The organism is Vibrio penaeicida (assembly GCF_002933855.1).
Taxonomy (GTDB): domain Bacteria; phylum Pseudomonadota; class Gammaproteobacteria; order Enterobacterales; family Vibrionaceae; genus Vibrio; species Vibrio penaeicida_A.
Window position 1 is genome coordinate 36,569 of sequence record NZ_BFAQ01000032.1, and the last position, 24,210, is coordinate 60,778.

Annotated in this window: 20 protein-coding genes; 7 read left to right on the forward strand and 13 right to left on the reverse strand. The window is 44.3% G+C overall.

The window, feature by feature from the left end:
• Positions 1-99: 99 nt before the first annotated feature.
• The 9 genes from VPNCDNU1_RS18820 to gap form a co-directional block, all read right to left on the reverse strand.
• A complete protein-coding gene (locus VPNCDNU1_RS18820; protein ID WP_104401756.1) occupies positions 100-2,238 on the reverse strand; it encodes a TonB-dependent siderophore receptor in 2,139 nt (712 codons plus the stop codon).
• A gap of 262 nt (positions 2,239-2,500) precedes the next feature.
• Entirely contained in the window at positions 2,501-3,394 is an 894-nt protein-coding gene (locus VPNCDNU1_RS18825; protein WP_145959468.1) for an AraC family transcriptional regulator, read from the reverse strand.
• Positions 3,395-3,474: 80 nt separating this feature from the next.
• Complete coding sequence (gene rlmA / locus VPNCDNU1_RS18830) at positions 3,475-4,293, reverse strand: 23S rRNA (guanine(745)-N(1))-methyltransferase (protein ID WP_104401758.1); 819 nt, start codon at positions 4,291-4,293, stop codon at positions 3,475-3,477.
• Between the two features lie 94 nt (positions 4,294-4,387).
• The gene (locus tag VPNCDNU1_RS18835) at positions 4,388-4,720 is read right to left on the reverse strand and encodes a hypothetical protein (RefSeq protein ID WP_104401759.1); all 333 of its coding nucleotides are present in this window, start codon (positions 4,718-4,720) and stop codon (positions 4,388-4,390) included.
• 86 nt (positions 4,721-4,806) lie between these two features.
• A complete protein-coding gene (locus tag VPNCDNU1_RS18840) occupies positions 4,807-5,820 on the reverse strand; it encodes a DUF2860 family protein (RefSeq protein ID WP_104401760.1) in 1,014 nt (337 codons plus the stop codon).
• Between the two features lie 77 nt (positions 5,821-5,897).
• On the reverse strand, positions 5,898-7,535 hold the full coding sequence (locus VPNCDNU1_RS18845) for an ATP-binding protein (RefSeq protein ID WP_104401761.1): 1,638 nt from the start codon (positions 7,533-7,535) through the stop codon (positions 5,898-5,900).
• A 10-nt stretch (positions 7,536-7,545) separates the two neighbouring features.
• A complete protein-coding gene (locus VPNCDNU1_RS18850) occupies positions 7,546-8,256 on the reverse strand; it encodes a response regulator transcription factor (RefSeq protein ID WP_101112938.1) in 711 nt (236 codons plus the stop codon).
• Between the two features lie 326 nt (positions 8,257-8,582).
• Positions 8,583-9,470, reverse strand: a complete 888-nt coding sequence (locus VPNCDNU1_RS18855) for a D-hexose-6-phosphate mutarotase (RefSeq protein ID WP_104401762.1) — start codon at positions 9,468-9,470, stop codon at positions 8,583-8,585.
• 112 nt (positions 9,471-9,582) lie between these two features.
• Positions 9,583-10,578, reverse strand: coding sequence for a type I glyceraldehyde-3-phosphate dehydrogenase (gene gap, locus VPNCDNU1_RS18860; RefSeq protein WP_104401763.1), 996 nt, complete (start codon positions 10,576-10,578; stop codon positions 9,583-9,585).
• 302 nt (positions 10,579-10,880) lie between these two features.
• Between gap and msrB (VPNCDNU1_RS18865) the strand changes: the two genes are divergently transcribed.
• A complete protein-coding gene (gene msrB, locus VPNCDNU1_RS18865) occupies positions 10,881-11,336 on the forward strand; it encodes a peptide-methionine (R)-S-oxide reductase MsrB (protein WP_104401764.1) in 456 nt (151 codons plus the stop codon).
• 298 nt (positions 11,337-11,634) lie between these two features.
• Here msrB (VPNCDNU1_RS18865) and VPNCDNU1_RS18870 read toward each other — a convergent pair whose 3' ends face one another.
• A complete protein-coding gene (locus VPNCDNU1_RS18870) occupies positions 11,635-12,465 on the reverse strand; it encodes a DUF2989 domain-containing protein (protein ID WP_104401765.1) in 831 nt (276 codons plus the stop codon).
• 111 nt (positions 12,466-12,576) lie between these two features.
• Here VPNCDNU1_RS18870 and VPNCDNU1_RS18875 point away from each other — a divergent pair, with 111 nt between their 5' ends.
• On the forward strand, positions 12,577-12,861 hold the full coding sequence (locus tag VPNCDNU1_RS18875; RefSeq protein ID WP_104401766.1) for a YeaC family protein: 285 nt from the start codon (positions 12,577-12,579) through the stop codon (positions 12,859-12,861).
• Positions 12,862-12,930: 69 nt separating this feature from the next.
• On the opposite strand, the gene ansA is transcribed toward VPNCDNU1_RS18875, so the two are convergent.
• Together ansA and sppA are read right to left on the reverse strand one after the other, a co-directional pair.
• Positions 12,931-13,944, reverse strand: a complete 1,014-nt coding sequence (gene ansA / locus VPNCDNU1_RS18880; protein ID WP_104401767.1) for an asparaginase — start codon at positions 13,942-13,944, stop codon at positions 12,931-12,933.
• Positions 13,945-14,144: 200 nt separating this feature from the next.
• Positions 14,145-15,995, reverse strand: coding sequence for a signal peptide peptidase SppA (gene sppA / locus VPNCDNU1_RS18885; RefSeq protein ID WP_104401859.1), 1,851 nt, complete (start codon positions 15,993-15,995; stop codon positions 14,145-14,147).
• 170 nt (positions 15,996-16,165) lie between these two features.
• Between sppA and VPNCDNU1_RS18890 the strand changes: the two genes are divergently transcribed.
• From VPNCDNU1_RS18890 to VPNCDNU1_RS18900, 3 genes are all read left to right on the forward strand, one after another.
• A complete protein-coding gene (locus VPNCDNU1_RS18890; protein WP_104401768.1) occupies positions 16,166-18,169 on the forward strand; it encodes an NADPH-dependent 2,4-dienoyl-CoA reductase in 2,004 nt (667 codons plus the stop codon).
• 82 nt (positions 18,170-18,251) lie between these two features.
• On the forward strand, positions 18,252-18,800 hold the full coding sequence (locus VPNCDNU1_RS18895; protein WP_104401769.1) for an NAD(P)H nitroreductase: 549 nt from the start codon (positions 18,252-18,254) through the stop codon (positions 18,798-18,800).
• Positions 18,801-18,918: 118 nt separating this feature from the next.
• Positions 18,919-20,898: a DNA topoisomerase III gene (locus VPNCDNU1_RS18900; protein WP_104401770.1), complete on the forward strand. Its 1,980-nt coding sequence runs from the start codon at positions 18,919-18,921 to the stop codon at positions 20,896-20,898.
• A 26-nt stretch (positions 20,899-20,924) separates the two neighbouring features.
• On the opposite strand, the gene VPNCDNU1_RS18905 is transcribed toward VPNCDNU1_RS18900, so the two are convergent.
• Positions 20,925-21,821 (reverse strand): LysR family transcriptional regulator, encoded by an 897-nt coding sequence (locus VPNCDNU1_RS18905; protein ID WP_104401771.1) that lies wholly within the window; start codon positions 21,819-21,821, stop codon positions 20,925-20,927.
• Positions 21,822-21,962: 141 nt separating this feature from the next.
• On the opposite strand from VPNCDNU1_RS18905, the gene accD reads away from it, so the two are divergent.
• Positions 21,963-22,829: an acetyl-CoA carboxylase, carboxyltransferase subunit beta gene (gene accD / locus VPNCDNU1_RS18910; protein WP_104401772.1), complete on the forward strand. Its 867-nt coding sequence runs from the start codon at positions 21,963-21,965 to the stop codon at positions 22,827-22,829.
• A 154-nt stretch (positions 22,830-22,983) separates the two neighbouring features.
• Complete coding sequence (msrB, locus tag VPNCDNU1_RS18915; protein WP_104401773.1) at positions 22,984-24,117, forward strand: peptide-methionine (R)-S-oxide reductase MsrB; 1,134 nt, start codon at positions 22,984-22,986, stop codon at positions 24,115-24,117.
• The last annotated feature ends 93 nt before the right edge of the window (positions 24,118-24,210 follow it).

Genomic DNA, 24,210 nt, shown 5'->3' on the forward strand with positions numbered 1-24,210 from the left:
ACATATACCCAAGCATCTTGAGGTGACTTGGGTATGATCTTAAAACGCGAAAACAGGTGATGTTTACACACCACCTGTTTTGCGCTTTTTTACGGTTGATTAAAAGTTAATTTTGACATTTAACTCCACCGTCCTTTCCTGACCGTACCAGCAGTAGCTTTCGTTCCAGCAGGTGTAGTATTCGGTGTTAAAAAGGTTATTTGCCACAACATTTGCCGAAGCCCCATTTAGGGAATCGCTGAATCGACTTAAATCGTATCCGAGCGACATGTCGACGAGCGTGTAACTTTCCACTTTCCCAAGATTCTTATCAGTACTGTCATTTAATACAGCTTCACCAACGTAGCGAACACCGCCGCCTACACGTAACCCTTGCATAGCGCCGTCGTTAACGTAGTAGTTTGACCAAAGATTTGCAGCTTGCTCAGGTACAAATACTGGGACTTGACCGATGTTGTCTGGATTGTCATCTTTTGTGGTTTCGATATCGGTGTAGGTGTAGTTAGCGATGACATCTAGGTTTTCAGAGAGCAGTGTTCTGGCTTCAAGTTCAAGACCACGAGATCGTACTTCACCAATTGCGGTGTAAGGTGACGCTCCATCCTTACGAACACCGACATTTTTCTTCTTGATTTCAAACAGGGCAGCCGAAGCGGTAGATAAACCATCTGCTGACGCATATTTAACACCAACTTCAATTTGTTCACCTACTTCAGGCTCAAGATTGTTGCCATTTTTATCCAGCTTCGCATTAGGTTCGAAACTGGTTGCAAAGTTTAGGAATGGCGAGAATCCATTTTCGAATTGATACATCGCACCAAGGCGATATGAGAACTTCGAGTCATTGTTGTCTACAGTTGTTGTCGGTGGAGCGGCATAGGTCGTGCTAACTTCACTCTTCACATCATCGAAGCGACCGCCTGCAATGAACACCCAATCATTCCAAAGAACCTGATCTTGGAAATAAGCGCCAAGTTGCTTCATGGTGACGTTTTGAGTCTGTGTCCAAGTTTTAGCAAAGGCACTTGGGTTTGCCGTGTTATTGTTTGGTGCATACAGATTAATGTCTGAAACATTGGCGAATGACTCGTATAAAGCCGAACCTTCAATTTCGCGATAATCGACACCAAATAGAAGGTAATGCTCAGACTCACCTACATTCGCAAAGCCGGATAATTGGTTATCAACACTGAACCCTTTTGACTTCTCGTCGGTAAGGTAGGCTGTTCTTTTCAATGTCCCTGTTGCAGCATCAAACGCGCCACTCGCCGTTCCTTCTTGGTAGAACTTTGAATCCATATAACGGAAGTTTTGCAGGAATGCCCAATCGTTGTTGAATTCGTGGTTAAACTTGTAGCCAGCTAACCAGAAATCACGTTTCATGGTGTTGTAATTCACATCACCTGCGTAAGTTGAACGCGCAATTTTTTTACTTGGATCCGTTGCTGTAATACCTTCTAGAGGGATCGTAACATTGTGACCAAGGGCTGGGTCGTTTTGATAGTACAGGTTAAAATTGACGAATGTCTTGTCGGACACATACCAGTCTATAGATGGGGCGATCATGTATCGCTCTTCTTTAACATGATCGATCTGAGTATCCGATTTTCGTGCTAGGGCAATAAGGCGATATGCCACGTTGTCACTTAGTGAACCCGTTGTATCCAAAGAGGCTTCAAGCAAGGCATTTGAACCCGTCGCTAAGTTAACCTGTGTGCTCTTTTCTCGCTGAGGTGCTTTCGCGATAACGTTCACCATCCCACCAGGAGGCATGGTTCCATACAGAACCGATGTTGGTCCTTTAAAAATCTCTAGTCGCTCAATGGCTACAGGATCAATTTGAGGTTGTACATTCCAACCCGGTAGCATTGGAAGCATTAAGCCATCGTAGTAATTGTCCGAAGAACTGAAACCACGAATGTTTACCCAGTTCGATAATACGACTGCGCCACCTTTGTTTTCTGTAGAGACACCAGGCGCGTATCGCAATGCCTGCATCACGGATTTTACGCCTCGTTGCTCAAGCTGCTCGCTTTCAATAACATTAAGTGTTTGCGGCGTTTCTTCAGGTTCTAATACTGTTTTCGTCGCGGTATTTCGGTAGGCTTTACCAAAGACTTCAATGGTTTCTGTCTCTCCCGAATCTGCAGTTGCAAAGGGCGCGTAAGAAAAAGTAGCGGCAACAGCAAGCGCAATAACAGAGCGGCGCATTGTCGGGGTGTGGGATGGTTGGTTCATTATTACCTCAGCTATGTCCTTTTAAATCAGCGAGATGTTTACGCTGTAGTGACGTGTTCACGTTGTTTTATCAAGGAGGAGCGAGAGCATAACCATAGTTATAGGTAACCTTATGGTGGTTCTCTTTCAGCGGAGCCCGCCGTTTATGCCTTTTTTATTGTGAACACAAATGATAATGATTATCAGGTAGGAATCATATAGCGAATGGTGAAGTGAAAATTAACAATTTGGTGCAACTCTCATTTTAATGAGCGATTGCTCATTAATTTTTAATAACAGGGAACCAGTACTCCATATAAGAGGTATTGCTAGTGGCATTGAATCTGTGATCGTAGACCTCAATTTCATAGCCATCTACACCCTGATACCCTGATTCAGGGAGCCAGAATAAAATAAACCATTCCACTAAGTCGGCTAATTTTTCGATTGGTCCATGAACGGGTAATACTGCATAGTCGTGCTCAGGGATGTCCAGAGGGGTAAGTTTTGATTTCGTCCGCTCACTTAACTGTTCGGCGTTTAGCCCTGACCAATATTCCAAGCCTTCTTCACCTATTACACTATGGGTAGCGTCAATGACACCAAGCTGGGGGGAAAGTCCCCGAACTTCTTTACACTTCGAATGAAGTTCTTCCCAGATTTGAGGAACCTTTTGCTTGAAGTTTGGTGTTTGGGCAAACAACCCTTTTATTGGTTCGCGGATACCATATAAGGTCGAGGCTGCTCTGTGCTCTATTCGAATCTGGAAGTAGTCGGTATCGGGTTGATATCTGGGAGCACTAGCGCTCGGACGCACGAGTGGGATTTTGATTCGGTTTCGATTGCCTTGTTGGCGGTACGCGCGAGGGCTTAAGCCAAAGTATTGTTTGAATGCACGGCTGAAGCTGATTTCGGAATTGAACCCAAATGCTACTGCAATATCAACCATGCGATCTTGAGAAGTAAGAATTTGCTCGGCAGCCAAACTGAGTTTAATTTCTCGGACGTACTGCGCAACGTTCAGGCCAGTCTTTGAATGGAAGACCCTTTGAAGCTGCCAGCGCGACCAACAACTCTGCTTGGAAAGATCTTCCAAAGTCAGTGGTAAATCAACGTTGCTGTGGATATAAGAAAGTAATTTTTCTATCCGATTTAATGAAGGGTCAGTAACGCTCAAAATATAGCTCAATCCGATTAACGATATCGTCTTACCATACCATGGTTTGTATTGATTCTAACCCTTCAAAACACGAGGGATTAGACTCTCTGGTAGGCTCTGATCATGAAGTCTGCTTCACATTCAAACGTCGAAGAATCAGACAAAGATTGCCTGAATTCGTCTGTCGCTTTCCAAGCAAACGGTGTCATTTGAAGTAGGTCTAGCGCTTCATTTCCATTTAAAGGCATTGTGTAATTCAACTTTTCTTCGCCCAATAAAGTGAAGCCATCGATAGTTTCATGGGCTTCGTCATGTAGCCTGACATCGTCGTAGATGCCTTCACGAAGTTGGTACAGGTGGCGACCGGCGGGTGTAACAGTAACAACAACGCCCTGGTGGCGAATAACACGTTTGAGTTCATCGGCTTTGCAAGGCGCATAAATTCTCAATACGGCGTCAAGAGACTGATCTGCAAAAGGCAAACGATGGCTTGAAGCTACACTGAATTGGCAACCTCTGTAACGTTTTGCGGCATACCGAATAGCGACTTTAGAAATATCGAGCCCAAACACTTTGGCGTGAGGGTTCGATGCTCGCAAGGTGCTTTCTACTTGGTTGGTGTAATACCCTTCACCACAGCCTATATCGAGCAGTTGTGCGGATGTATTATCGAGCCATTTTTGACAAGTAGCAGCAACCGAAGCGCGAAGCTTATCGTAATGACCACTATCTAGAAACCGACGGCGAGCCTGAGTCATCTCTTTGTTGTCACCTGGATCTTTTGAACGCTTATGATGCGCGGGCATTAGGTTAACGTAGCCTTCTTTTGCAACATCAAACTGATGATTATTTTCACATCGATAATGATGCTGAACGAAAGCAAGTTTCGTTTGGCAAAGTGGGCATTGATAAGACATGTTCAACTCGCAGAGACAATAGGGTCGCAAATTTTAGCGGTATAGGCTTGTCATTGCAAAGGTCCGAAGATCCAAAGATTCAAAAGCACGACCATCAATCTCCACATTCGGTTACTAAGTGCTCCCATCGAGTATATTGTTGGTGAGGAGAGGGCAACCGCGCGGTCATGACATACAAACCAATTTTGGTAATGATGTTTTTAGCCACGGCTTTGGCCAAACTTTCTGAACCTATAGAAGAAAAATGGTTCTGCTTGGTGGGTGTATCGGCAGTGTTGATTTGTCTGAACAATACCCATTCCTCTGAGGGTTTTACTTGTTCTAGGGATGGGATTGGTATCCATTTCACAATGTCGTTATGAGGAAATCGAGAGCAACCCGACAGAGTGAATAGTGCTGTAATGGTCAAAATGACAGTGATACGCATTGATTTCCTCCTTGAAACTCATATGAATCGAATTAAGTGAGCGATACCCAAGAAACGATGCGCTGCTTGGGTATGTGGTAATCATTTTAAAAGAAGTAGTTAACACCCGCTGAAATGTAATTGGATTTAGTGTCATGGAAATTGATGTCTGAATCTTCATTGCCAATACCACCAATGACGCTAATACTCGCTCTTTCCCAACCAAATGGTTGCGCATAAGAATAGAGTGCGAACAAGTTGGTTATTGAGGTGTCTTGCTTTTTGTTGAACACTGGATTTTTAGCATCAAATCCGCGCTGTGCGATACCAGCGTGAACAACAAAGCTGTGCTTCCCTAGTGAATACTGCAGGCCTAAATCACCACCAAACTCTTTGAAGCTATGGGCTTTGCCATCGGCATCACGAACGGTGTAGTTCAGGGCAGGCAAAAGTGCCATGTTGTCGGTTAGGGGGAAAACCGTTTCAACTGCCACTCGTTGGTATAGGCTGTTTCTTTCCAGCTTTTTCATATTCTCAGCTGACAAATTTTGCCCTTTACCAGATTTGTCGTTTTCTACGTCGTACTTAACAAAAGCGTAGCGGAACGTTAAAGGCAAAGTGGTTTCTGGTGAGTAGGCGATTCGTCCACCTTGAGCATTAGAATTTGTTGTTTTACGGGCAGAGCCAATCAAATAGGCATCTTCCCAAACTTCATTGACACCAGGAATTTTCGGGAAATACGCAGCATTAATTAAGCCCACGCCATTCAGATAGTGGTTCACACCAATTTCCGCTTGAAACTGTTCGTTAGTTACCTGATCTTCACTTTGACCTAAGTAAAACTGTGTATAGCCGCTATCTAATGTGTACTCCACTCGGACAAAAGGAAAGGCTCCAAATCCAGACGTTGATTTTCCACTGCTTTGTAGCGAATCAGTAGTTTTGTTGTCATCGTGAGTATTAAGTTGGGACTGCTCGGTTCCAACTCCAACGTTCGCTGATAAAACAAATTGCCAGCCTGGATCAAATGGTGTTTCTTGATCCTCAATCTCTGAGTTTGCGATTAAAGGAGTGCTCATCATCAAGCAAGTGATGCCAACCGTTCTGTGCAGATATTTCATCCCTGTACCTATTATGTGTTGAAATAGAGTGGCTATTTTGTTTAATAATTGTTCTTTACTCCATGTCAAAATAAAGACTAACTGTGACCGTTTGTGACAACATGCGTGCGGTTTACCTGTTGATCCTCTTCTGGCTTTGCGTTCCAAGATAAGGTGAACTTGGCGCCACCTAGAGAGGACTGTGAAATATGCACGTCACCTTCATGCCAAATGGCAATCTGTTTGACAATGGCTAAACCGAGCCCATGACCTGTCGTGGTATCTCTTTCTTCGTTGTCTACCTGTGTAAATGGATCAAATATTGAATCCCAAAGCTCCAGAGGGATACCTACACCGTCATCTTCAATGGTTAACTGCCAAGTTTTCGGGTGGCGTTCTAAGGTGACGACAATGGTACTTTTCGCGAACCGAGCGGCATTCGACAGTAAGTTGTTCATTGCACGAACCATAGCTCTCTGATCGACCATGATTTCTTCTTCCTCAAGCAAGGATGAGCAATTGAATTCAACCTGAAGATCTGAGTGTTCCAGTTGGAAGTGATGAATTTCAGCGCGCAATATAGGTTCTAGTACGCATGGAACGATTTGTTTTGCATTCGGAACACGGCGAGAATAACGAGATAGAATCAAGGTTTGGTTGATGAGATGGTCTAGGTCATCAATGCTCTTTTCAACAATATTGTTGTACTTTTCTCTTTGCTCTTTAGTGATGTCGTCGTTGAGCATTTCAAAAGCAAAGCGCAGCCGGTAAAGAGGGGTTCTTAAATCGTGTGCTATTGCATTCGTGAGCTCGCGATGCCCCAATATCAACTTTTCAACGCTATCAGCCATGTTGTTAAATGAAGCGCTTAATTGAGCGACCACAGACATTCGAGATGTTTTTGCACGTGCTTGAAGATCGCCTTTACCGTATTGGTTGGCTGTTGCAACAAGCCTTTTTAGATCGCGCCAAAGAGGAATCGCCCAAAGCACAATAACGGCTGCAATACATAGCATGATCGCCATTATGATCGCACCTAGGAATTGAATTTGAATAGTGCCAGACTGGTTGTCCATTACACGCAAAATATCTTTGCCTTCAATTTGGGAGAATAAGATAAGTTCTCCTTCTTCACTCAATTCTGAGGTTATTTCGCCAGACAATAACGAGTCTTTATTCTCTTTGGAGATCTCCAATGAATCCAAAGACTCGATAGAGGCAAGGACTGGCATTTCTTGGATTAGGTTTCTTAATTCGGCTTCACGCTGGTCTTTTGGTATTTTTTTTACTTCCCGTGTCAGAATAAACAATGGACCTTGTGCCTGAATTCTCCCATGGTCGTAACTGGCTAAATCTGTAGCAAAATAAATGGCTTGATCACTTTTATTCACTCTCATGAGTAACGCTGGGGGATCGGAAACATGGTAAACAATTTCCCCTGCCTCGAGGCGTGACGTTAGATTGGTGTCGTTTAATGGGAAATCCGCAATGCCTACAATTTTTAAGTTCACGCCAAAATGGGGTTGTAAGTCTTCAATGTATTGAGACCAGTTTTCAGCGGGAAGTGCGTTTAAGTCTTCTTGTAAGGTATAGAGCGTTGGACCGTAAATATTTTGATAAAAATCTTTTGTTAATAGGTTACTGATATAGTTAAGTGGATTGGCGGAGAATGGGCTGAAGAATAATGCAATGGGGATGAGAATCACTAGCCAAAGAATAGAAAATGCCTTAATCATGGAAACTCCGTTAGCGTTTATCTGCGCAGAGCTGATAGCCTTTTCCGCGAACAGTTTTAATGATTTGAGGTTGATTAGGATCGTCTAAAAGTGTTCTTCTTAGACGAGAAATCCTTCGGTCAATTGAGCGATCCAAACCATCGTATTCATAGCCTCTTATTTGCTGGACAATGTCGTCTCGTGACACGACTTTTCCAGGATTTTGCGCAAGAAGATGTAAAAGCTCGAATTCGGCCGTGGTTAACTGGATTTCATTGTTGTTCATAGAAACTTGTCGTTTTTGCAAGTCAATCTTTAACGCGCCAAATGTCAGTACTGTTTGAGTATCTGCGGGCGTGTTGGTGCGTTTATTTCTTCGAAGTAATGCGCGAACGCGCGAAAGTAAAAGCCTCGGTTGAACTTGCTTTACAATGTAATCATCCGCGCCCAGCTCTAATCCCATCATTTGATCAATGTCGTCATCAAGGGCGGTTTGCATCAAAATCATGCCAAGGTAGTCGGTTCTTACTTGTCGGCAAACGTCCATACCCGATTGCCCGGGAAGCATGACATCCAATATGACAATATCAGGTTGCTCTGCCACAATTCGTTGTGCTGCATCTATTCCGTTGCTCACGTGTGTTACGTCGAACTCATGACCTTTTAAATAATCACAGATCAGCTCAGCCAGTTCCATATCATCTTCAACAAGCATTAAGCTGTATTGATTAGTAGGATCCATTAGATACATTTCCTCTCCTTGGGTATTGTGCCAATTTTATTTCAATCTCATTGACTGGACTGTGACGATTTGTGACTAGTAACCTGAACTCTGAATTGTCTCCAGAAAGGTTATTTTGAATCATATCAGTAATGATGCGAACTAAAGATTAACAAATACTAACAGAGTAAGTTATTTGGGCGCTGAATGTATAAAAAAGAAATAAAAAAGCGGCTAATGAGCTAGCCGCTTGAAAAGATGCAATCTTCATTGTGATCAGTGGAATCTTTCCACCGATCTTAAACAGCGAACCTCAGATCACAACAATGCCTTTGAAAGGTCAGTACCTAAGCTTTATAAGACAGCTTGGTAGCAAGCTGATGACTTTCGCCAGGCTGCAATGTCTTCCCTTCCTCGATGGTAGGGGCGTGAATAGTCGATTCCACACAAAGCATGGTTAGGTAACCGTCGTCTTGCATGTCACCCATACCTTCCGCTCCGTCTTTCCATGGGTTCCAGAGTACTGCGGAATTATGACCTTGATTTTCGACGATTAATGAGCGGTTTAAGGACGTATCAGCGACTTTAATTTGCCCTTCAGGCTGAGTGTAAACACGATCAATACTTTCAGTGAGCGTAAGTGTGTTACCACCTTGAGTCACTTGATTGGCGTTTAATCCGTCAATGAACTCTGGCCCCATTCCAGTTGTTTCTGTATCGTGTATGTTGCCAACATTGAGGTAAGTATGCAGAGCACCGGAGAATGTCCATTCAGATGTATCTGTGTTTTTCACATCTAATGTGATGGTGAGATCATCCGAGATTTCAACATTCAAAATGGCTTCAAATTGATGATTCCATATTGCGAGTGTCTCGTTACTTGCTTTCAGACCAAGACTAACAATGACACCTTCGGCATTTTCTCTATGTTCAACCAATTCCCATTGGCTAGTACGCGCAAAGCCATGCGCTGGCGATGCAATACGACCAAACCATGGCCAACAAACCGGAACACCACCACGAAGTGCGGCTTTACCATCGAAATTCGCTTCTTTACTCATCCAAATAAGGTCTTCTTGATCCGTTGGCTTGAAAGAAATAACGTGTCCACCATGAAGGGAAATACCCGCAGTGGCTTTTTCATGCATCACACGAACTATTTTAAGACCTTCATATTCTACAATTGTGACGTTATCTGAAAGTACGGTCAGAGCAGGGAGAGTAGTTAGTTCCATCTTCTTATCCTGATGTTGTTAAACTAATTTTTGTTGATATACAGATAAACAAAAAGGCGACACAATGGTCGCCTTTTTTAATCTTTCATCAAAGAAAGTCTTTTACTAATGCTTACTTAGAGATGTGAGCAACTAGGTCAAGAACTTTGTTTGAGTAACCGATTTCGTTGTCGTACCAAGATACAACTTTAACGAAGTTTTCAGTTAGTGCGATACCAGCTTTAGCATCGAATACTGAAGTTTGAACTTCGCCAATGAAGTCTTGAGAAACAACTTGGTCTTCAGTGTAACCTAGAACGCCCTTTAGAGGACCTTCAGAAGCTTCTTTCATAGTTGCACAGATTTGCTCGTATGAAGCGCCTTTCTCTAGGTTAACAGTTAGGTCAACTACAGAAACGTTAGCAGTTGGTACACGGAAAGCCATACCAGTTAGTTTGCCGTTTAGTTCTGGAAGAACAACGCCTACAGCTTTAGCTGCACCAGTTGATGATGGGATGATGTTCTGAGAAGCACCACGACCACCACGCCAGTCTTTAGCAGAAGGACCGTCAACAGTCTTCTGAGTAGCAGTAGTTGCGTGTACTGTAGTCATAAGGCCAGAAACGATACCGAAGTTGTCGTTTAGAACTTTAGCGATAGGCGCTAGACAGTTAGTAGTACAAGAAGCGTTAGAAACGATGTCTTGGCCTTCGTAAGTGTCTTGGTTAACACCCATAACGAACATTGGAGTTGCGTCTTTAGAAGGACCAGTTAGAACAACTTTCTTCGCACCCGCAGTGATGTGCTTACGTGCAGTCTCGTCAGTTAGGAAAAGACCAGTTGCTTCAGCAACAACGTCTACACCGATTGCATCCCACTTAAGATCTTCAGGGTTACGCTCAGCAGTTACACGTACAGTTTTGCCGTTAACGATTAGGTTTCCGCCTTCAACTTCAACAGTACCGTTGAAACGGCCGTGAGTTGAGTCGTACTTAAGCATGTAAGCCATGTACTCTACGTCGATAAGGTCATTGATACCTACTACTTCGATGTCTGCACGCTCTTGAGCAGCGCGGAATACGAAACGACCGATACGGCCAAAACCGTTAATACCTACTTTGATAGTCATTATAGTTGCTCCACAACTTAATTTCTGATTAAAGATAACTGGTAGTAAAATTACAAAATCCAGTAAAAATCTGCAACAGATAATCAAGGTTAACTTGTCTAAAGTCAAAAAAAAGCGATGCTTTTTTTAACATATCTTTGCAAATGTATATTTTTTACACATGACTGGGTGGATCTAACGCCAACAATCATGCGTAGAAGCATTCAGTCAATATCTGTGTGTCAAAAATGACGCACAAGTCATATTTCGGTTAAGAAGTATGTGCTACAACCCCAGTCTTAGGCAAGACTTTGTTTAATAAAATGAATAAAAAACAAAAAAAATGGAGAAATATAAACGTGAACCAAAAGGCGCAACCAGTTGAAAAAACGGAAAAAGAGTGGAAAGAACAACTAACAGGCGAAGAATATCGTGTTTGTAGGGCACACGGAACAGAAGCTCCTTTTTCTGGAAAATTACTTCATAATAAACAAAGCGGCGAATATCAGTGCACCTGTTGTCATACCCCTCTTTTTCACTCGGAAAACAAGTACGACTCTGGGTGTGGTTGGCCAAGTTTTGATGCACCGATTAACGAGGCAGCAGTTCGCTATATTGAGGATCTGAGTCACGGAATGAAGAGGGTGGAAATTCGTTGTTCAGCATGCGATAGCCATTTGGGTCACGTTTTTCCTGATGGTCCTAAAACCACAGGTGAACGATTTTGCGTTAACTCAGTGTCGTTAATTTTCAACAATACTAAAAAAGGTGATGTGTAACACATCACCTTTGAAAATTAATTTCACAAATACCCAAGTAACCTCAAGATGCTAGGTTCAGCGAGAATTAACTGCCTTTCAGACAAGACATCGATTTGAAGATTTAGTGTGTCTAAATCAAGAATCGGTAACGCAGTATGGAAGGCAGTTAAACTCGCCCTTGGGAGCTCATATTCTGTCCCATTTCATCGTCAAAGAACTTGGAAAGGACTCATCATTCCGCTGCGTTCTCTTCCTTGAACTGAAACAGAATATGAGGCTCTGAATCCTGCATCTTGAGGTTACTTGGGTATAGTTTTTACCATTTTCTAAGTGTGTCTATTTCCGGAATCAAAGACGGTTTATAAAGACCGCCTTTGACGGAGTCAGCCACATCATCAGCTAGGTCATTCAGCTTATCTAGCTTTTCCTCTGGGTATGGATACATTCTTCTAAGGTTTCTATCTGAGGCAATGGGTAGCTCAAATTCTTTGCCTACCATTGCCCAAATATAAGCGTATTCCAAATTACCGAGCGATTGGTTAGTACTGGCTAATGATTTAATCACCTCGTTATTCAGCTCACCTTTTTTGGTTAGCGTTAACGCATTTTCAAGAAGAATAAGTGTTTTATTGCGATCTCGGTTGGCGTAGTAGGTAGCCAATGCATATTGAAGTTTAGCGGTATTGAGTTTTTCCGTTCCTTCTAATTGCAAAAACTCTCGTTGAGCGTCGTCATCGCCTTGTGTCCAGCGGAAATACAGTGCGTAGGGATCGGTTGAGGACTTTAAGTCGTTTAATATGCGTTTCTGTTCGTCATACGTATGAACAAGCGCATTGAATCGGCGTTCCTTAAGATCACTTTGATCTATTGGTTGTATTTGAGCCGCTAACTCAAGACATTGCTGATATTCATGTAAGATCTCAAATTCTTTAAGTATTTTGTCTACGGTATTGTTTCTCAGTGCATCATATCGGTGCCAGATGAGGTCTGTTCTTGGTATGCGACATTGCCCGTCGCGCATGTTGAGTTTTTCACACCGAAGTGTCGGATTGGCTTCACACAGTTCTCCCGTGTTTTGATGAGCTTCAAAACATCCGGAAAGCGTTGCTACAGAAGCGATACAAATAAGAAGTCGAGTTTTTATCATTGGCATCCCGCTTGTGATCTAATGCTCTAATTTGTGGTCCATTACTTGACTAAGCATAGTAGCCGGATATGGTCTTATTCAAAACCTATTTACTTAAAATTAGGAAAGAAAGTGAATGTAGAGCAACTTATTGAAGCAATGACCCCAGAGGTATACGAGCGCTTAAATTATGCTGTAGAAACGGGTAAATGGCCGGATGGTACTCCGTTAAACCAAGAGCAGCGAGATTCTTGCATGCAAGCCGTTATGCTATACCAATCCAAGCACAATACTGAAGCACAGCATATGTCTGTTGCTGCGGGTGGTGAAATTGAGTTCAAGTCGAAAGTTGAGCTAAAAAAGGAATTTTCTAAAGGCGAAGAAGAAATCACTCGAATAAAAATCGATAAAGAATAAATTAACAGCACATCGATAAAGAACGATAAATAAAAAGAGAGGAGGCATTTGCCTCCTCTCTTGTTTTTTCTAAAGGCTCATTTCACCGCGAAGAATTTCTTGCATCTGGCTTTTTATTTCTTCGTAGCCGAGGTTCTGACTCAGCAAGTAATGCAATTTGGCAAGCGCCGCCTCTGGTGTCATGTCGTACCCGCTGATAACACCAGCTTCTGCTAAAGCACATCCTGTGGCGTAGCCTCCCATATTCACCTTGCCAGCGAGACACTGCGTTAAGTTCACTACAATCACGCCGCGTTCCGAAGCTTCTTTTAAATGCCCTAATAGTTCAGGGTTTTGTGGCGCATTTCCAACACCAAAGGTCAGAAGAATCATTGCGTTCACAGGTTGGCGCAGAGTATTTCGGATGACCTCGTGCGAAATACCAGGGTACATAGTGATAACGCCAATCGGTTGAGGCGTAATTCGATGTACTTTAAAGTCGCCTGCGGGCTTTTTATCCACTTCAATGTGATTACTGACTTGAATGTTAATACCCGCTTCTAGCAGTGCTGGCAGGTTAGGGGACGTAAACGCATTAAACCCATCCGCATGCGACTTAGTGCTGCGATTACCCCGCATCAACTGATTATTGAAAAATAATGTGACTTCATTAATCGGGTAATTTGCAGCGATGTGCAGAGCATTGAGTAAGTTTGCTTGCCCATCGGATCTCAGCTCTGCTAGGGGAATTTGCGACCCCGTAACGATGACTGGCTTACCGAGGTTTTCGAGCATAAACGAAAGCGCAGAAGCGGTGTAAGCCATGGTGTCGGTACCATGAAGGATAACGAAACCATCGTAGTTGTCGTAATTGTCTCGAATGTCATCGGCGATTTGCTGCCAATCCATAGGCGTCATATCGGACGAATCGATGAGCGGCTCATATTCGTGGATGGTGTAATCGGGCATTTCAGAACGATGAAATTCCGGCATGCTTTGAAGTTGTTTTTCCATAAACCCAGCAACCGGAATATAACCTTGATCAGATTTTTGCATTCCAATGGTGCCGCCAGTATAAGCGATGTATATGTGTTTTTTTTGCATGGGGTTATGTTTCTATTCGTTACACGTTGTAATTATGGCGGGATTATAGCGAATTCTGCTCAAAACCCCAGAAGGAAATACTTTAAACCTGTTCGCTAATTAACATTTATATCTTTAACCCCATAATTTTCCTAATAGTATAAAAATAGACGCCGAAGCGTCTATTTAAAAAGGTTGTTACTAACGTTCAAGTGTCAGAACTATTGGACTTGGCAATTCAAGCAAAACGCGTAGTGCCCTTTAGGATCATTAAAGCTCTGCATCACGCTTAAATCTTGCTTAAGCTGTTTGGCGACAGGCTGCAGCGATTGAGGTAAAACGCTGTTTACATCAATGCCTAAATTAACAGAGATGTTTTGCATCAACTCTTGAATGATCTGTTCTGTGGAAGATAGTGGCTCTTCTACCCAGTAAACGTTGTATGAATCCAGTTCTGCCAGTTCAGCAGCCAGCTTAACGGCATCATCAAAATCGCCCATTTGGTCGACCAATCCGAATGACATCGCATCTTTCGCTGTCCAAACACGTCCTTGGGCAACCTTATCGACATCAGCAACACTCATATCGCGGTTTTCGCCGACTAGACCAATAAAGCGCTGGTAGCCGTGTTCAATACCCATTTGAATCGCTTCAGATGCAGCAGGAGTGAGACCACGTGTTACCCCAATGCCAGAGAAAGGAGATGTGCCGATGCCATCGTTATAGATACCGAGGTTGTTCAAGCCTTTCTCAAACGTTGTAATAACGCTGAATATGCCAATGGAACCGGTAAGAGTTGTCGGTTGTGCGACTATTTTGTCGGCACTCATCGAAATCCAGTAGCCGCCAGAAGCTGCCAAGCTAGACATAGACACAACAACGGGCTTTCCTGCATTACGCAATGCTTGCACTTCGTTACGAATCACTTCCGAAGCAAAAGCACTGCCGCCCGGGCTGTCCACTCGAAGTACAACGGCTTTAATTTTGTCGTCAATTCTAGCGTCTCGCATCAGTGATGCAATCGTATCGCCACCCACCGTTCCGCGAGGTTGGAAACCATCCATAATCGCGCCACTGGCGACAATCACACCGACATCGTCAGCGGCAAAATTCAACTTCGGAGTCATTGTTGCTAGGTATTCGTAGTATCCGACGTGATTAAAGCTATCGTTGCCATTACTACCAAACTCTTCCACCAGAGCTTTTCTGACTTGTTGTCTGGTCGCCAGTTCATCAACTAAACCAATGTTTTTGGAAAGCAGCGCTAAATCGCCTTTTGATTCATTAAGCAATCTCAGCATATCGGCTTCGCTAGGGGCGAGAGTGGACGCTTCAATCTGGCGGTTTAACGCAACATCATGAATAAACGCATCCCAAAGTTGTGTCAGCCAGCGAGACGCCGACTCCTTGGCTTCGTTAGACATATCATTGCGAGTAAATGGCTCAATAGCAGATTTGTAAGTGCCAACACGGAAGACATGCGTATTAACATCTAGCTTCTCTAACATGTCTTTGTAGTAGAGATTGTATGCGCCGTAGCCTTGCATAAGTACTGCACCATCCGGAGCCAAGTACACTTTATCAGCGTAACTGGCCAAGTAGTACTGGCTCTGGTTGTAAAAGTCACCAATGGCATAGACAGGCTTGCCGGAGGTTTTAAATTCGTTAAGCGCTTTAGCAATGTAGCGAAGTTTGGTGAGATTGGTCTCTGGCATTTCACGTAGGGCTAATACCAAACCCGTCACGTTGTCGTCGTTTTGCGCGTGTCTAATCGCCTCAACAATGTCAAACAGAACATTCTCTCTTGGTAACTCACTGCCTAGCAACGAACCTGTGAATGAATCCATAGGGGCAACGTAGCTGCTTTGTTCCACTATCGGACCGGACAAGTTCATGACAAGCGCCGATTTCTCTTGCACGACTGGTGCTGCGGTATCGGCTTGGGTATAAACGAAATAGATGATCGCTAAAGAAAACAAAAAGAATAGGTTGATGATGGCAACTCGTAGGAAGGAAATCGCTTTCCATATCCACTTAAAAATCAAACCTATAACTCGAAATATCTTTTTCATGTCTTTCCAATACAAGTACTTAGCTAATCGCTCCATCCTACGTGATCTTAGGGAAGAAAAACACAGAATATTGATCGTTGTTGTAAAAATGTAAACAGTTGTTTGATTTTTTGTTTTTAGGCTTTTAAGGTGGTCATACCACTACTATAAAATTAAAGTGAGCTCTCCCTATGTATTCTAATTTACTTTCGCCGCTGGACTTGGGTTTTACCCAGTTACGCAATCGGGTATTAATGGGTTCCATGCATACCGGTTTGGAAGAAGACAAGCAAGGTCTACACAAACTTGCTGCTTTTTATGCAGAGCGGGCGAAGGGGGGAGTAGGGCTAATAGTAACGGGCGGCTTTTCACCAAATTTACGGGGAAGGCTACATCCGTTCAGTGCAGAGTTTAGTAAAAATAAACATGCCCAAGCCCACAAAGTCGTCACCGACGCCGTACATGAACACGGTGGGAAAATTGCGCTTCAATTACTGCATGCAGGTCGATATGCCATGCATCCTTTTTCTCAAAGCGCATCAGAGATCAGAGCTCCAATCGCAAAGTTCACACCCAGTGAAATGAGTGGGCGTCAGATCCGAAAAACCATTGGCGCATTCGCTAATTCTGCCTCCCTCGCGCAAGAAGCGGGGTATGACGGCATCGAAATCATGGGCTCGGAAGGGTACTTGATCAACCAGTTCATTTGTAAACGCACCAACATGCGTTACGACGAATGGGGGGGAACTTATGAAAATCGCATGCGCTTTCCGATTGAAACGGTAAAAGCAATCCGCGAAAAAGTGGGCAAAGAATTCATCATCATATTCCGTTTATCCATGCTGGATTTAGTGGAAGAAGGCAGTACGTTTGAAGAAGTCGTCTTGCTGGCCAAAGAGCTGGAAAAAGCTGGAGTCACCATCATCAATACCGGTATTGGTTGGCATGAAGCGCGAGTTCCGACTATCGCAACACAAGTTCCGCGCAGTGCCTTTGCGTGGGTGACGGAAAAAGTGAAACCACACCTTAACGTGCCAGTTATCACTTGCAACCGAATCAATACACCTGATGAAGCCGAGAAAATCATAGCCTCTGGCCAGGCAGACATGGTATCGATGGCGCGCCCTTTCTTGGCCGATCCGGACTTTGTGAATAAAGCAGAAGCGCAGCAAAGCCACCTTATTAATACCTGTATTGGATGTAACCAAGCGTGTTTGGATAACGTGTTCAAAGGCAAACGAGCAAGTTGCCTTGTCAACCCTAGAGCGTGCTACGAATCGGAAATCGTGGTTCAACCGACAGCCAAAAAGAAAAAGATCGCAGTTGTGGGGGCGGGACCAGCAGGGTTGTCGTTTGCGACTACAGCTTCGGAGCGCGGTCACGATGTGGATTTATATGAACGCAATGATCGTATTGGTGGTCAATTCCGCTTAGCCATGCAAATCCCGGGTAAAGAAGAGTTTCGTGAAACCATTCGTTACTTTGCCAACCGCATCGATACCACCGGGGTTAACCTCAAGCTTTCAACAGAAGTGACTTTTGACATGCTAGAAGGGTACGACGAAGTGGTAATGGCGTCTGGGGTTGCGCCGCGAGAAGTGAAAATCGAAGGTTTCGACAATGCTGAAAAAGTGGTGGATTACCAAACACTGATCCGTGATAAGACGCCCGTAGGCGAGAAAGTTGCCATTATTGGCGCAGGTGGTATCGGGATTGATGTCGCCACTATGTTAACGGAACCAAATGGTCATGACTTGGATGATTGGCTGCATGAGTGGGGCATCGATAAGAACATTGATCACCCGGGTGGTCTATTCCCTTATCCTGATTCTGTTAGCGACAAAACCGTATGGGTGTTGCAGCGTCGAAATGGTCGAGTAGGGAAAGGGCCTGGCAAAACAACGGGCTGGATCCACAAACGTACTTTAGAAAAGCGTGGGGTGAATTTGATAGGCGGAGTCAAATATCAGCGGCTTAACGGGAAAGGCTTATACATAGAGCATCAGGGCGACGAAAAGCTATTGGATGCCGATACGGTTGTGGTGTGCGCAGGGCAAGAATCAGTAAGACCATTTGAGTCAGATTGGAGCAAGCTTGGTGATAAACTCCATATTATTGGCGGAGCAGACCATGCTGGAGAGCTCGATGCTGTTCGAGCCATTCGCCAAGGTGTAAAGTTAGCGGTAGCGCTGTAAACACAGAATTAGCCTCTAAAATACAGGGGCTAAATTTGGGTAGGTTTATGCTACATTTGAAAAAAACGAATAAGGACTTCAAATGGAAGCGCTAGACCTTTTATTGAATCGCCGCTCAATCGCTAAGCTTTCTGCTCCAGCGCCAGAAGGTGAAACACTTCAAAACATCATCAAAGCTGGGCTTCGCGCCCCCGACCATGCCGGGTTAACCCCTTGGCGCTTTGTGATTTCACAAGGTGAAGGCTTGGCAAAGCTCGCGGATATTTTGGTATCGGCCGCTGAAGCAGAAAACAGCGAAGAAGCGGTGATCGAAAAACTGAAAAACGCCCCTTTTCGTGCCCCCATGGTGATTACCGTTATTGCCAAAGTCACTGAGCATGAAAAAGTACCCGCTCTGGAACAATACCTTTCTGCGGGATGCGCTGTTCAAGCCATGCAAATGGCCGCTGTCGCGCAAGGTTTTCAAGCGTTTTGGCGCTCAGGAAGTTGGATGTTCCATCCGAAGGTACACGAAGCATTTGGCTTGGAAGGCAAAGACGAAATCGTTGGCTTCCTCTACGTTGGCACTCCGGGCTGCACACCAATGAAAGTACCAGAGCGAGACTTAAGCCAATTTATTGAATTTCTATAGCGACCTAGTTTCGGTATTAATACAAATTAACTGTATAAAAAAACAGTTTTTCTTGCATTCTGAAAGCCACATTAGATAATGTGGCTTTTGTTTTATCTGAATCTTTTCACGTTTATTTATGTCTCGACTCATCATTGCCGAAAAACCCAGCTTAGGACGCGCGATTGCCGCCGCTCTACCCAAGCCTCAAAAAAACGAAAACGGATTTATTCGTTGCGGGAATGGTGACATCGTCACTTGGTGTATCGGTCACTTGTTGGAACAGGTGGAACCCGATGCCTATGATGAACGTTACAAAAAATGGAACATGGACGACTTGCCCATTGTCCCGCAGCAATGGCAGCTCAGACCTCGCAAGACTTCAAGTAAACAGCTCACGGTGATCCGTAAGCTGTTAAAAGAAAGCAGCCACCTTGTTCATGCTGGCGACCCTGATCGTGAAGGGCAACTGCTGGTGGACGAAGTGATCGATTACTGCAAAGTCCCCAAAGGCAAAAAAGAGAACATGGAAAGGTTACTGATCAGTGACTTAAACTTACCTGCGGTAAAGCGGGCACTTTCTCAGCTTCGCAGTAATCGTGATTTTATCCCTCTTTCTGTATCGGCATTAGCCCGTTCACGAGCTGATTGGCTATACGGCATGAATATGTCTCGGGCGTACACTTTACTTGGGAAAAAAGCCGGTTATCAAGGAGTGTTATCGGTAGGAAGAGTACAAACTCCCGTTCTTGGATTAGTGGTTCGCCGAGACGAAGAAATCGAAAATTTTGTGCCTCGTGATTATTTTACCCTTCATGCGCTGATTCCATATCAAGATCAAAATGGCAGCTTTGATATTCGCGCTCGCTGGAAACCGAGCGAAGCCTGTAAGCCTTGGCAAGATGAAGAAGGAAGAGTACTCAACCGAAAACTGGTAGAGAACGTCGCATCACGTATCGCTAATCAGCCCGCTACGGTAACGAAATCGGAACAAAAACAAACCAAGCAAGCCGCGCCGCTCCCGTATTCACTTTCCGCATTACAAATCGATGCTGCAAAACGTTTTGGTATGAGTGCGCAAGATGTGCTGAATGTTTGCCAATCACTGTATGAAAAACACAAACTGATTACCTACCCACGTTCTGATAGCCGATATTTACCGGTGGAACATTTTGGGCAAGCTGGGTCGGTAACCGATGCCATTGGCAATAACGCCAAGGAGCTCGCTCAGGCGGTTCAAGGTGCGGACTTGTCCCGTAAATCGAAAGCGTGGAACGACAGCAAAGTCGATGCCCACCACGCCATCATTCCAACACCCAAAAAAGCGTCGGTAAACGGGCTGTCTGGTAATGAAATGAAGATTTACCAACAGATTGCGCGTCAGTATCTTATGCAATTCTACCCACCAGCTTTATTTGCAGAAGCCAAGCTGATCTTTGATATCGCTGGCGGAACATTTGTTGCGTCTGGCAAGCAGTTGACTGATCCCGGATGGAAAATATTGATGGGGAAAGACAAAGCAGAGAAAGAAGAAGGGGTCGATACGGTTCCTCCCTTACCAGAAGGAACCGTGCTCACATGCCGTGAAGGTGAAATCAAAGACAGAAAAACAGAGCCACCCAAACATTTTACTGAAGCCACATTGCTTCAAGCTATGACGGGTATTTCCCGATTTGTGGAAGACAAAGAACTCAAAAAAATCCTTCGTGAAACTGACGGGCTAGGCACAGAAGCCACACGCGCTGGCATTCTAGACACTCTATTCAAGCGCCAATTACTTACTCGCCAAGGCAAATCTATTTTAAGTTCTCCTGCCGGTAGAGGTTTGATTCATGCTCTGCCGAACGAGTCCACCTACCCAGACATGACCGCCAATTGGGAACACCAGCTTCAAGGCATGGCGGAACGCAACCAAGCCTACCAACCTTTTATGCAAGCATTGGAATCCAACATTACTGGGCTAATGGAAAAGGTGAAATTTGGTCCTGTTCCAGAATCGCTTAGGCACTTACCCAAAGTAGAGCGACCAGCCTACAAAAAACGTCGTAGTACTGGAAAAAGCACAGCGAAAAAATCAGGCACAACCAGAAAGCGCGGAGCTACCGCCAAAAAGAGTTAACCTAATTCAAAGGGGAACTCCCTCTGCTAGCCCGCTTTTGATTGCTGCAATAGATGCTCAATGAACATGGACGTTTTTTTTGCCAAGTGCTTTCTAGAGGCATAAAACGCATACAGAACCAAATCTTCAGGTTCATATTCAAGCTCAATGGCATTGAGAAGACCTGAATTAATTTCATCACAGCAAAACTCCGCTGGAAGTATGGCAAACCCAAGGCCAGCCAACGCCCCCGATTTAGCAAGATGCCCACTGTTCACCCTAAATGAAGAGTTCACTTTCTGTGTGATAAGTTCGCCTTTTTTATTTTTGAATATCCAAGGTGTGCCGTTCAAAACGGAGAAACTGCTAATACAAGGCACATGATTTAAATCGGTAATCCGAAAAGGGGAAGGGTGAGCTTGAATGAGTTTCGGTGCCACCACCACCACACTTGGCCAGCGTTTAATCTCTTTTGCAATCCAATTGCTGTCGGCAAGTTTCCCGCGGTGGAAACTCAAAACAACGTCAAACCCATCCAGCAAATCCTCTTTCGGGTGAATGCTGGTATCGCAACACAAGGAAATGGAAGGGTACTGAGAACAGAAAGACACCACAGTCTCAGCCAATGTAGGAGAGTCGGGCATCAGAATCCTAAGTTGTCCCATGGCTTCACTCGTGTGTTGAGTGATGTCTTCAAGCGCATCATTGAGTTTATTGAGCAGTGGTTGTGTGCGAGTGTAAAGCTGCTCGCCGGCTTCCGTTGGGGCTATCTTGCGTGTCGTTCTATCGAAAAGTCGCGTGCTTAGCTTCTCTTCCAATAACGCGATATGTCGACTCACGTTGGAGGTCGGTAAGTCGAGAAATTCAGAAGCTCTTTTAAAACTGTTGTTTTCATAGACACAATGAAAGCTCTTGAGCCATACCTGATCAATCTTCTCTAGCATTCTAACTGTCCCATATTGTTGGATTATGAATCCTATTTACGCCACTTTATTACCAAAAGTAGGCTTATACAATGCAATGTCATGAAAGGCTTATCTGGAGAGTGCTTACAGATAGGTATGGTTTTTGACTAAGGTTGCCCAATGAGTTGGTTAGAAAAGCTGTTAGATACAAAGAACATAATCAGAACGCGAAAATCCACAATTCCGGATGGGGTCTGGACCCGATGCCCTTCGTGTGAACACACGCTCTATCGTGCAACGGTAACGGAAAACCTAGAGGTCTGCCCTAAGTGCGACCACCATATGAGAATGGCTGCACGACGCAGGTTAGATGTCTTTTTGGACCAAGGAGACCGGTGTGAGATTGCGAGTGAACTTGAACCAAAAGATCTTCTCGGTTTTAAAGATTTAAAGCGCTATCAAGAGCGATTGACGCTTGCACAAAAAAGCACGGGTGAAAAGGATGCCTTAGTCGCCATGAAAGGTAAACTTTTAGGGGTGCCTGTGGTGGCTTGCGCCTTTGAATATTCTTTTATGGTCGGTTCCATGGGATCTGTTGTGGGTGCTCGTTTTGTTAGAGCAGTTGAAACCGCAATTGATGCAGAATGTGGGCTCGTGTGTTTTTCTGCTTGTGGCGGTGCGCGTATGCAGGAATCGCTAATGTCCCTAATGCAAATGTCCAAAACGAGTGCTGCCCTAAAGCGTTTATCTGATGCGGGATTGCCTTATATTTCGGTACTAACAGACCAAACCTTTGGTGGCGTATCGGCAAGCCTAGCGATGCTTGGTGACATAAATATCGGCGAACCTAAGGCCCGAATTGGATTTGCAGGGCGACGAGTTATTGAGCAGACGGTTCGCGAAAAACTTCCAGATGAATTTCAGCGAAGCGAGTTTTTATTGGAACATGGCGCGTTAGATATGATCGTAGATAGACGAGAAATACGTAATAAAGTGGGGGGGTTATTGGCGAAGCTGACCAACAAAAATACGATTAATGAAATATAACCGTTAAATCAAACCATTAACCAAAGGAACGGTCAGGAGATTCTTGCCTATCGATTCCAAGAGGGAGAGAAATTTTCATTATCGCTGTAACTTTTTTGTGATTACGCCTGTCTTCTTATGTAACTCCATTGATAAAAATGACGTTAAGGAAGTTATGAATACAGTCTCGAAACTATTAGTGGGATTCTCTGTTCCTGTGATGTTCTTCTTGCTCAGTCAAACTGGAACAGCAGATACAATGGAAACCAAAGCTGCATCGGGTAAATCAGAAATAACAACGCTCGCCGGTGGGTGCTTTTGGTGTACCGAATCCGATTTAGAAAAACTGCCAGGTGTACTGGATGTGGTGTCTGGATATTCTGGAGGGGAACTAGAAAACCCAACCTATCGCCAAGTTGCTTCTGGCGGAACGGGTCATATCGAAGTGATAAGCGTGACGTTCGATTCTAATGTGGTTAGCTATGAAGAAGTGTTGGACCACTTTTTCCGCCATATCGACCCGACAGACAACAAAGGGTCATTCGTTGACCGCGGTGCACATTACCGTCCTGCTGTGCTCTATCACAATGCGGAGCAAAAACAGATTGCCGAGCAATTTATGATGGAAATTGATAAGGCGATGATTTTCCCAAAACCGTTGAAAACTGAACTGATCGAGTTTGATACGTTTTATCCAGCAGAAACTTACCATCAGGACTACTACAAAAAGAGTAGCTTGAAATACAACTACTACCGCTTCGCTTCTGGTCGCGATCAGTACTTGGATGAAGTGTTTGGCGACGATCGTAAAGATAACCCGAAAACACTGCGTCAATTGATCGACGCGAAAAATGCCCCAACAGCCAAGGTGTATGAGAAACCTGCAGATAAGGAAATCAAAGCAAAACTCACAGAGCTTCAATATTACGTGACGCAAGAAGATGGCACAGAACGTCCATTCAAAAACAAATATTGGGACAATAAACAAGCGGGTATTTATGTCGATATAGTCACTGGTGAGCCTTTGTTTTCGTCCACAGATAAGTACAAATCGGGTACGGGTTGGCCAAGTTTTACCAAGCCCATAAGCACGAGCTATGTGGTTGAAAAAACCGATTTTAAATTGGTGTTCCCAAGAACCGAGATTCGCAGTAAGTTTGGCGACTCTCACCTCGGTCATGTGTTTACAGATGGTCCCAAGCCAACCGGTCTGCGTTACTGCATGAACTCAGCAGCGATGAAGTTTGTCCCAGTAGACCAAATGGATAGCCAAGGTTACGGCGACTACCTGTATTTATTTGAGGCGTAAGCGGCACTGAGTTTTTTCTAAAGCCAAGAACTACATAACTAAGGTCAACATACCTAAGGTCTTTAACCCCAATTCCAAAGAGGCGCTAACGAC

Coding starts and splice junctions, on each gene's coding strand:
- ansA (WP_104401767.1), bottom strand. CDS start 13,944: ATGCAAAAAAAACACATATACATCGCTTATACTGGCGGCACCATTGGA.
- VPNCDNU1_RS18850 (WP_101112938.1), bottom strand. CDS start 8,256: ATGGATCCTACTAATCAATACAGCTTAATGCTTGTTGAAGATGATATG.
- VPNCDNU1_RS18820 (WP_104401756.1), bottom strand. CDS start 2,238: ATGAACCAACCATCCCACACCCCGACAATGCGCCGCTCTGTTATTGCG.
- VPNCDNU1_RS18890 (WP_104401768.1), top strand. CDS start 16,166: ATGTATTCTAATTTACTTTCGCCGCTGGACTTGGGTTTTACCCAGTTA.
- VPNCDNU1_RS18845 (WP_104401761.1), bottom strand. CDS start 7,535: ATGATTAAGGCATTTTCTATTCTTTGGCTAGTGATTCTCATCCCCATT.
- VPNCDNU1_RS18905 (WP_104401771.1), bottom strand. CDS start 21,821: ATGCTAGAGAAGATTGATCAGGTATGGCTCAAGAGCTTTCATTGTGTC.
- VPNCDNU1_RS18855 (WP_104401762.1), bottom strand. CDS start 9,470: ATGGAACTAACTACTCTCCCTGCTCTGACCGTACTTTCAGATAACGTC.
- rlmA (WP_104401758.1), bottom strand. CDS start 4,293: ATGTCTTATCAATGCCCACTTTGCCAAACGAAACTTGCTTTCGTTCAG.
- VPNCDNU1_RS18840 (WP_104401760.1), bottom strand. CDS start 5,820: ATGAAATATCTGCACAGAACGGTTGGCATCACTTGCTTGATGATGAGC.
- VPNCDNU1_RS18835 (WP_104401759.1), bottom strand. CDS start 4,720: ATGCGTATCACTGTCATTTTGACCATTACAGCACTATTCACTCTGTCG.
- msrB (WP_104401764.1), top strand. CDS start 10,881: ATGAATAAAAAACAAAAAAAATGGAGAAATATAAACGTGAACCAAAAG.
- VPNCDNU1_RS18870 (WP_104401765.1), bottom strand. CDS start 12,465: ATGATAAAAACTCGACTTCTTATTTGTATCGCTTCTGTAGCAACGCTT.
- msrB (WP_104401773.1), top strand. CDS start 22,984: ATGAATACAGTCTCGAAACTATTAGTGGGATTCTCTGTTCCTGTGATG.
- sppA (WP_104401859.1), bottom strand. CDS start 15,995: ATGAAAAAGATATTTCGAGTTATAGGTTTGATTTTTAAGTGGATATGG.
- VPNCDNU1_RS18895 (WP_104401769.1), top strand. CDS start 18,252: ATGGAAGCGCTAGACCTTTTATTGAATCGCCGCTCAATCGCTAAGCTT.
- gap (WP_104401763.1), bottom strand. CDS start 10,578: ATGACTATCAAAGTAGGTATTAACGGTTTTGGCCGTATCGGTCGTTTC.
- VPNCDNU1_RS18900 (WP_104401770.1), top strand. CDS start 18,919: ATGTCTCGACTCATCATTGCCGAAAAACCCAGCTTAGGACGCGCGATT.
- accD (WP_104401772.1), top strand. CDS start 21,963: ATGAGTTGGTTAGAAAAGCTGTTAGATACAAAGAACATAATCAGAACG.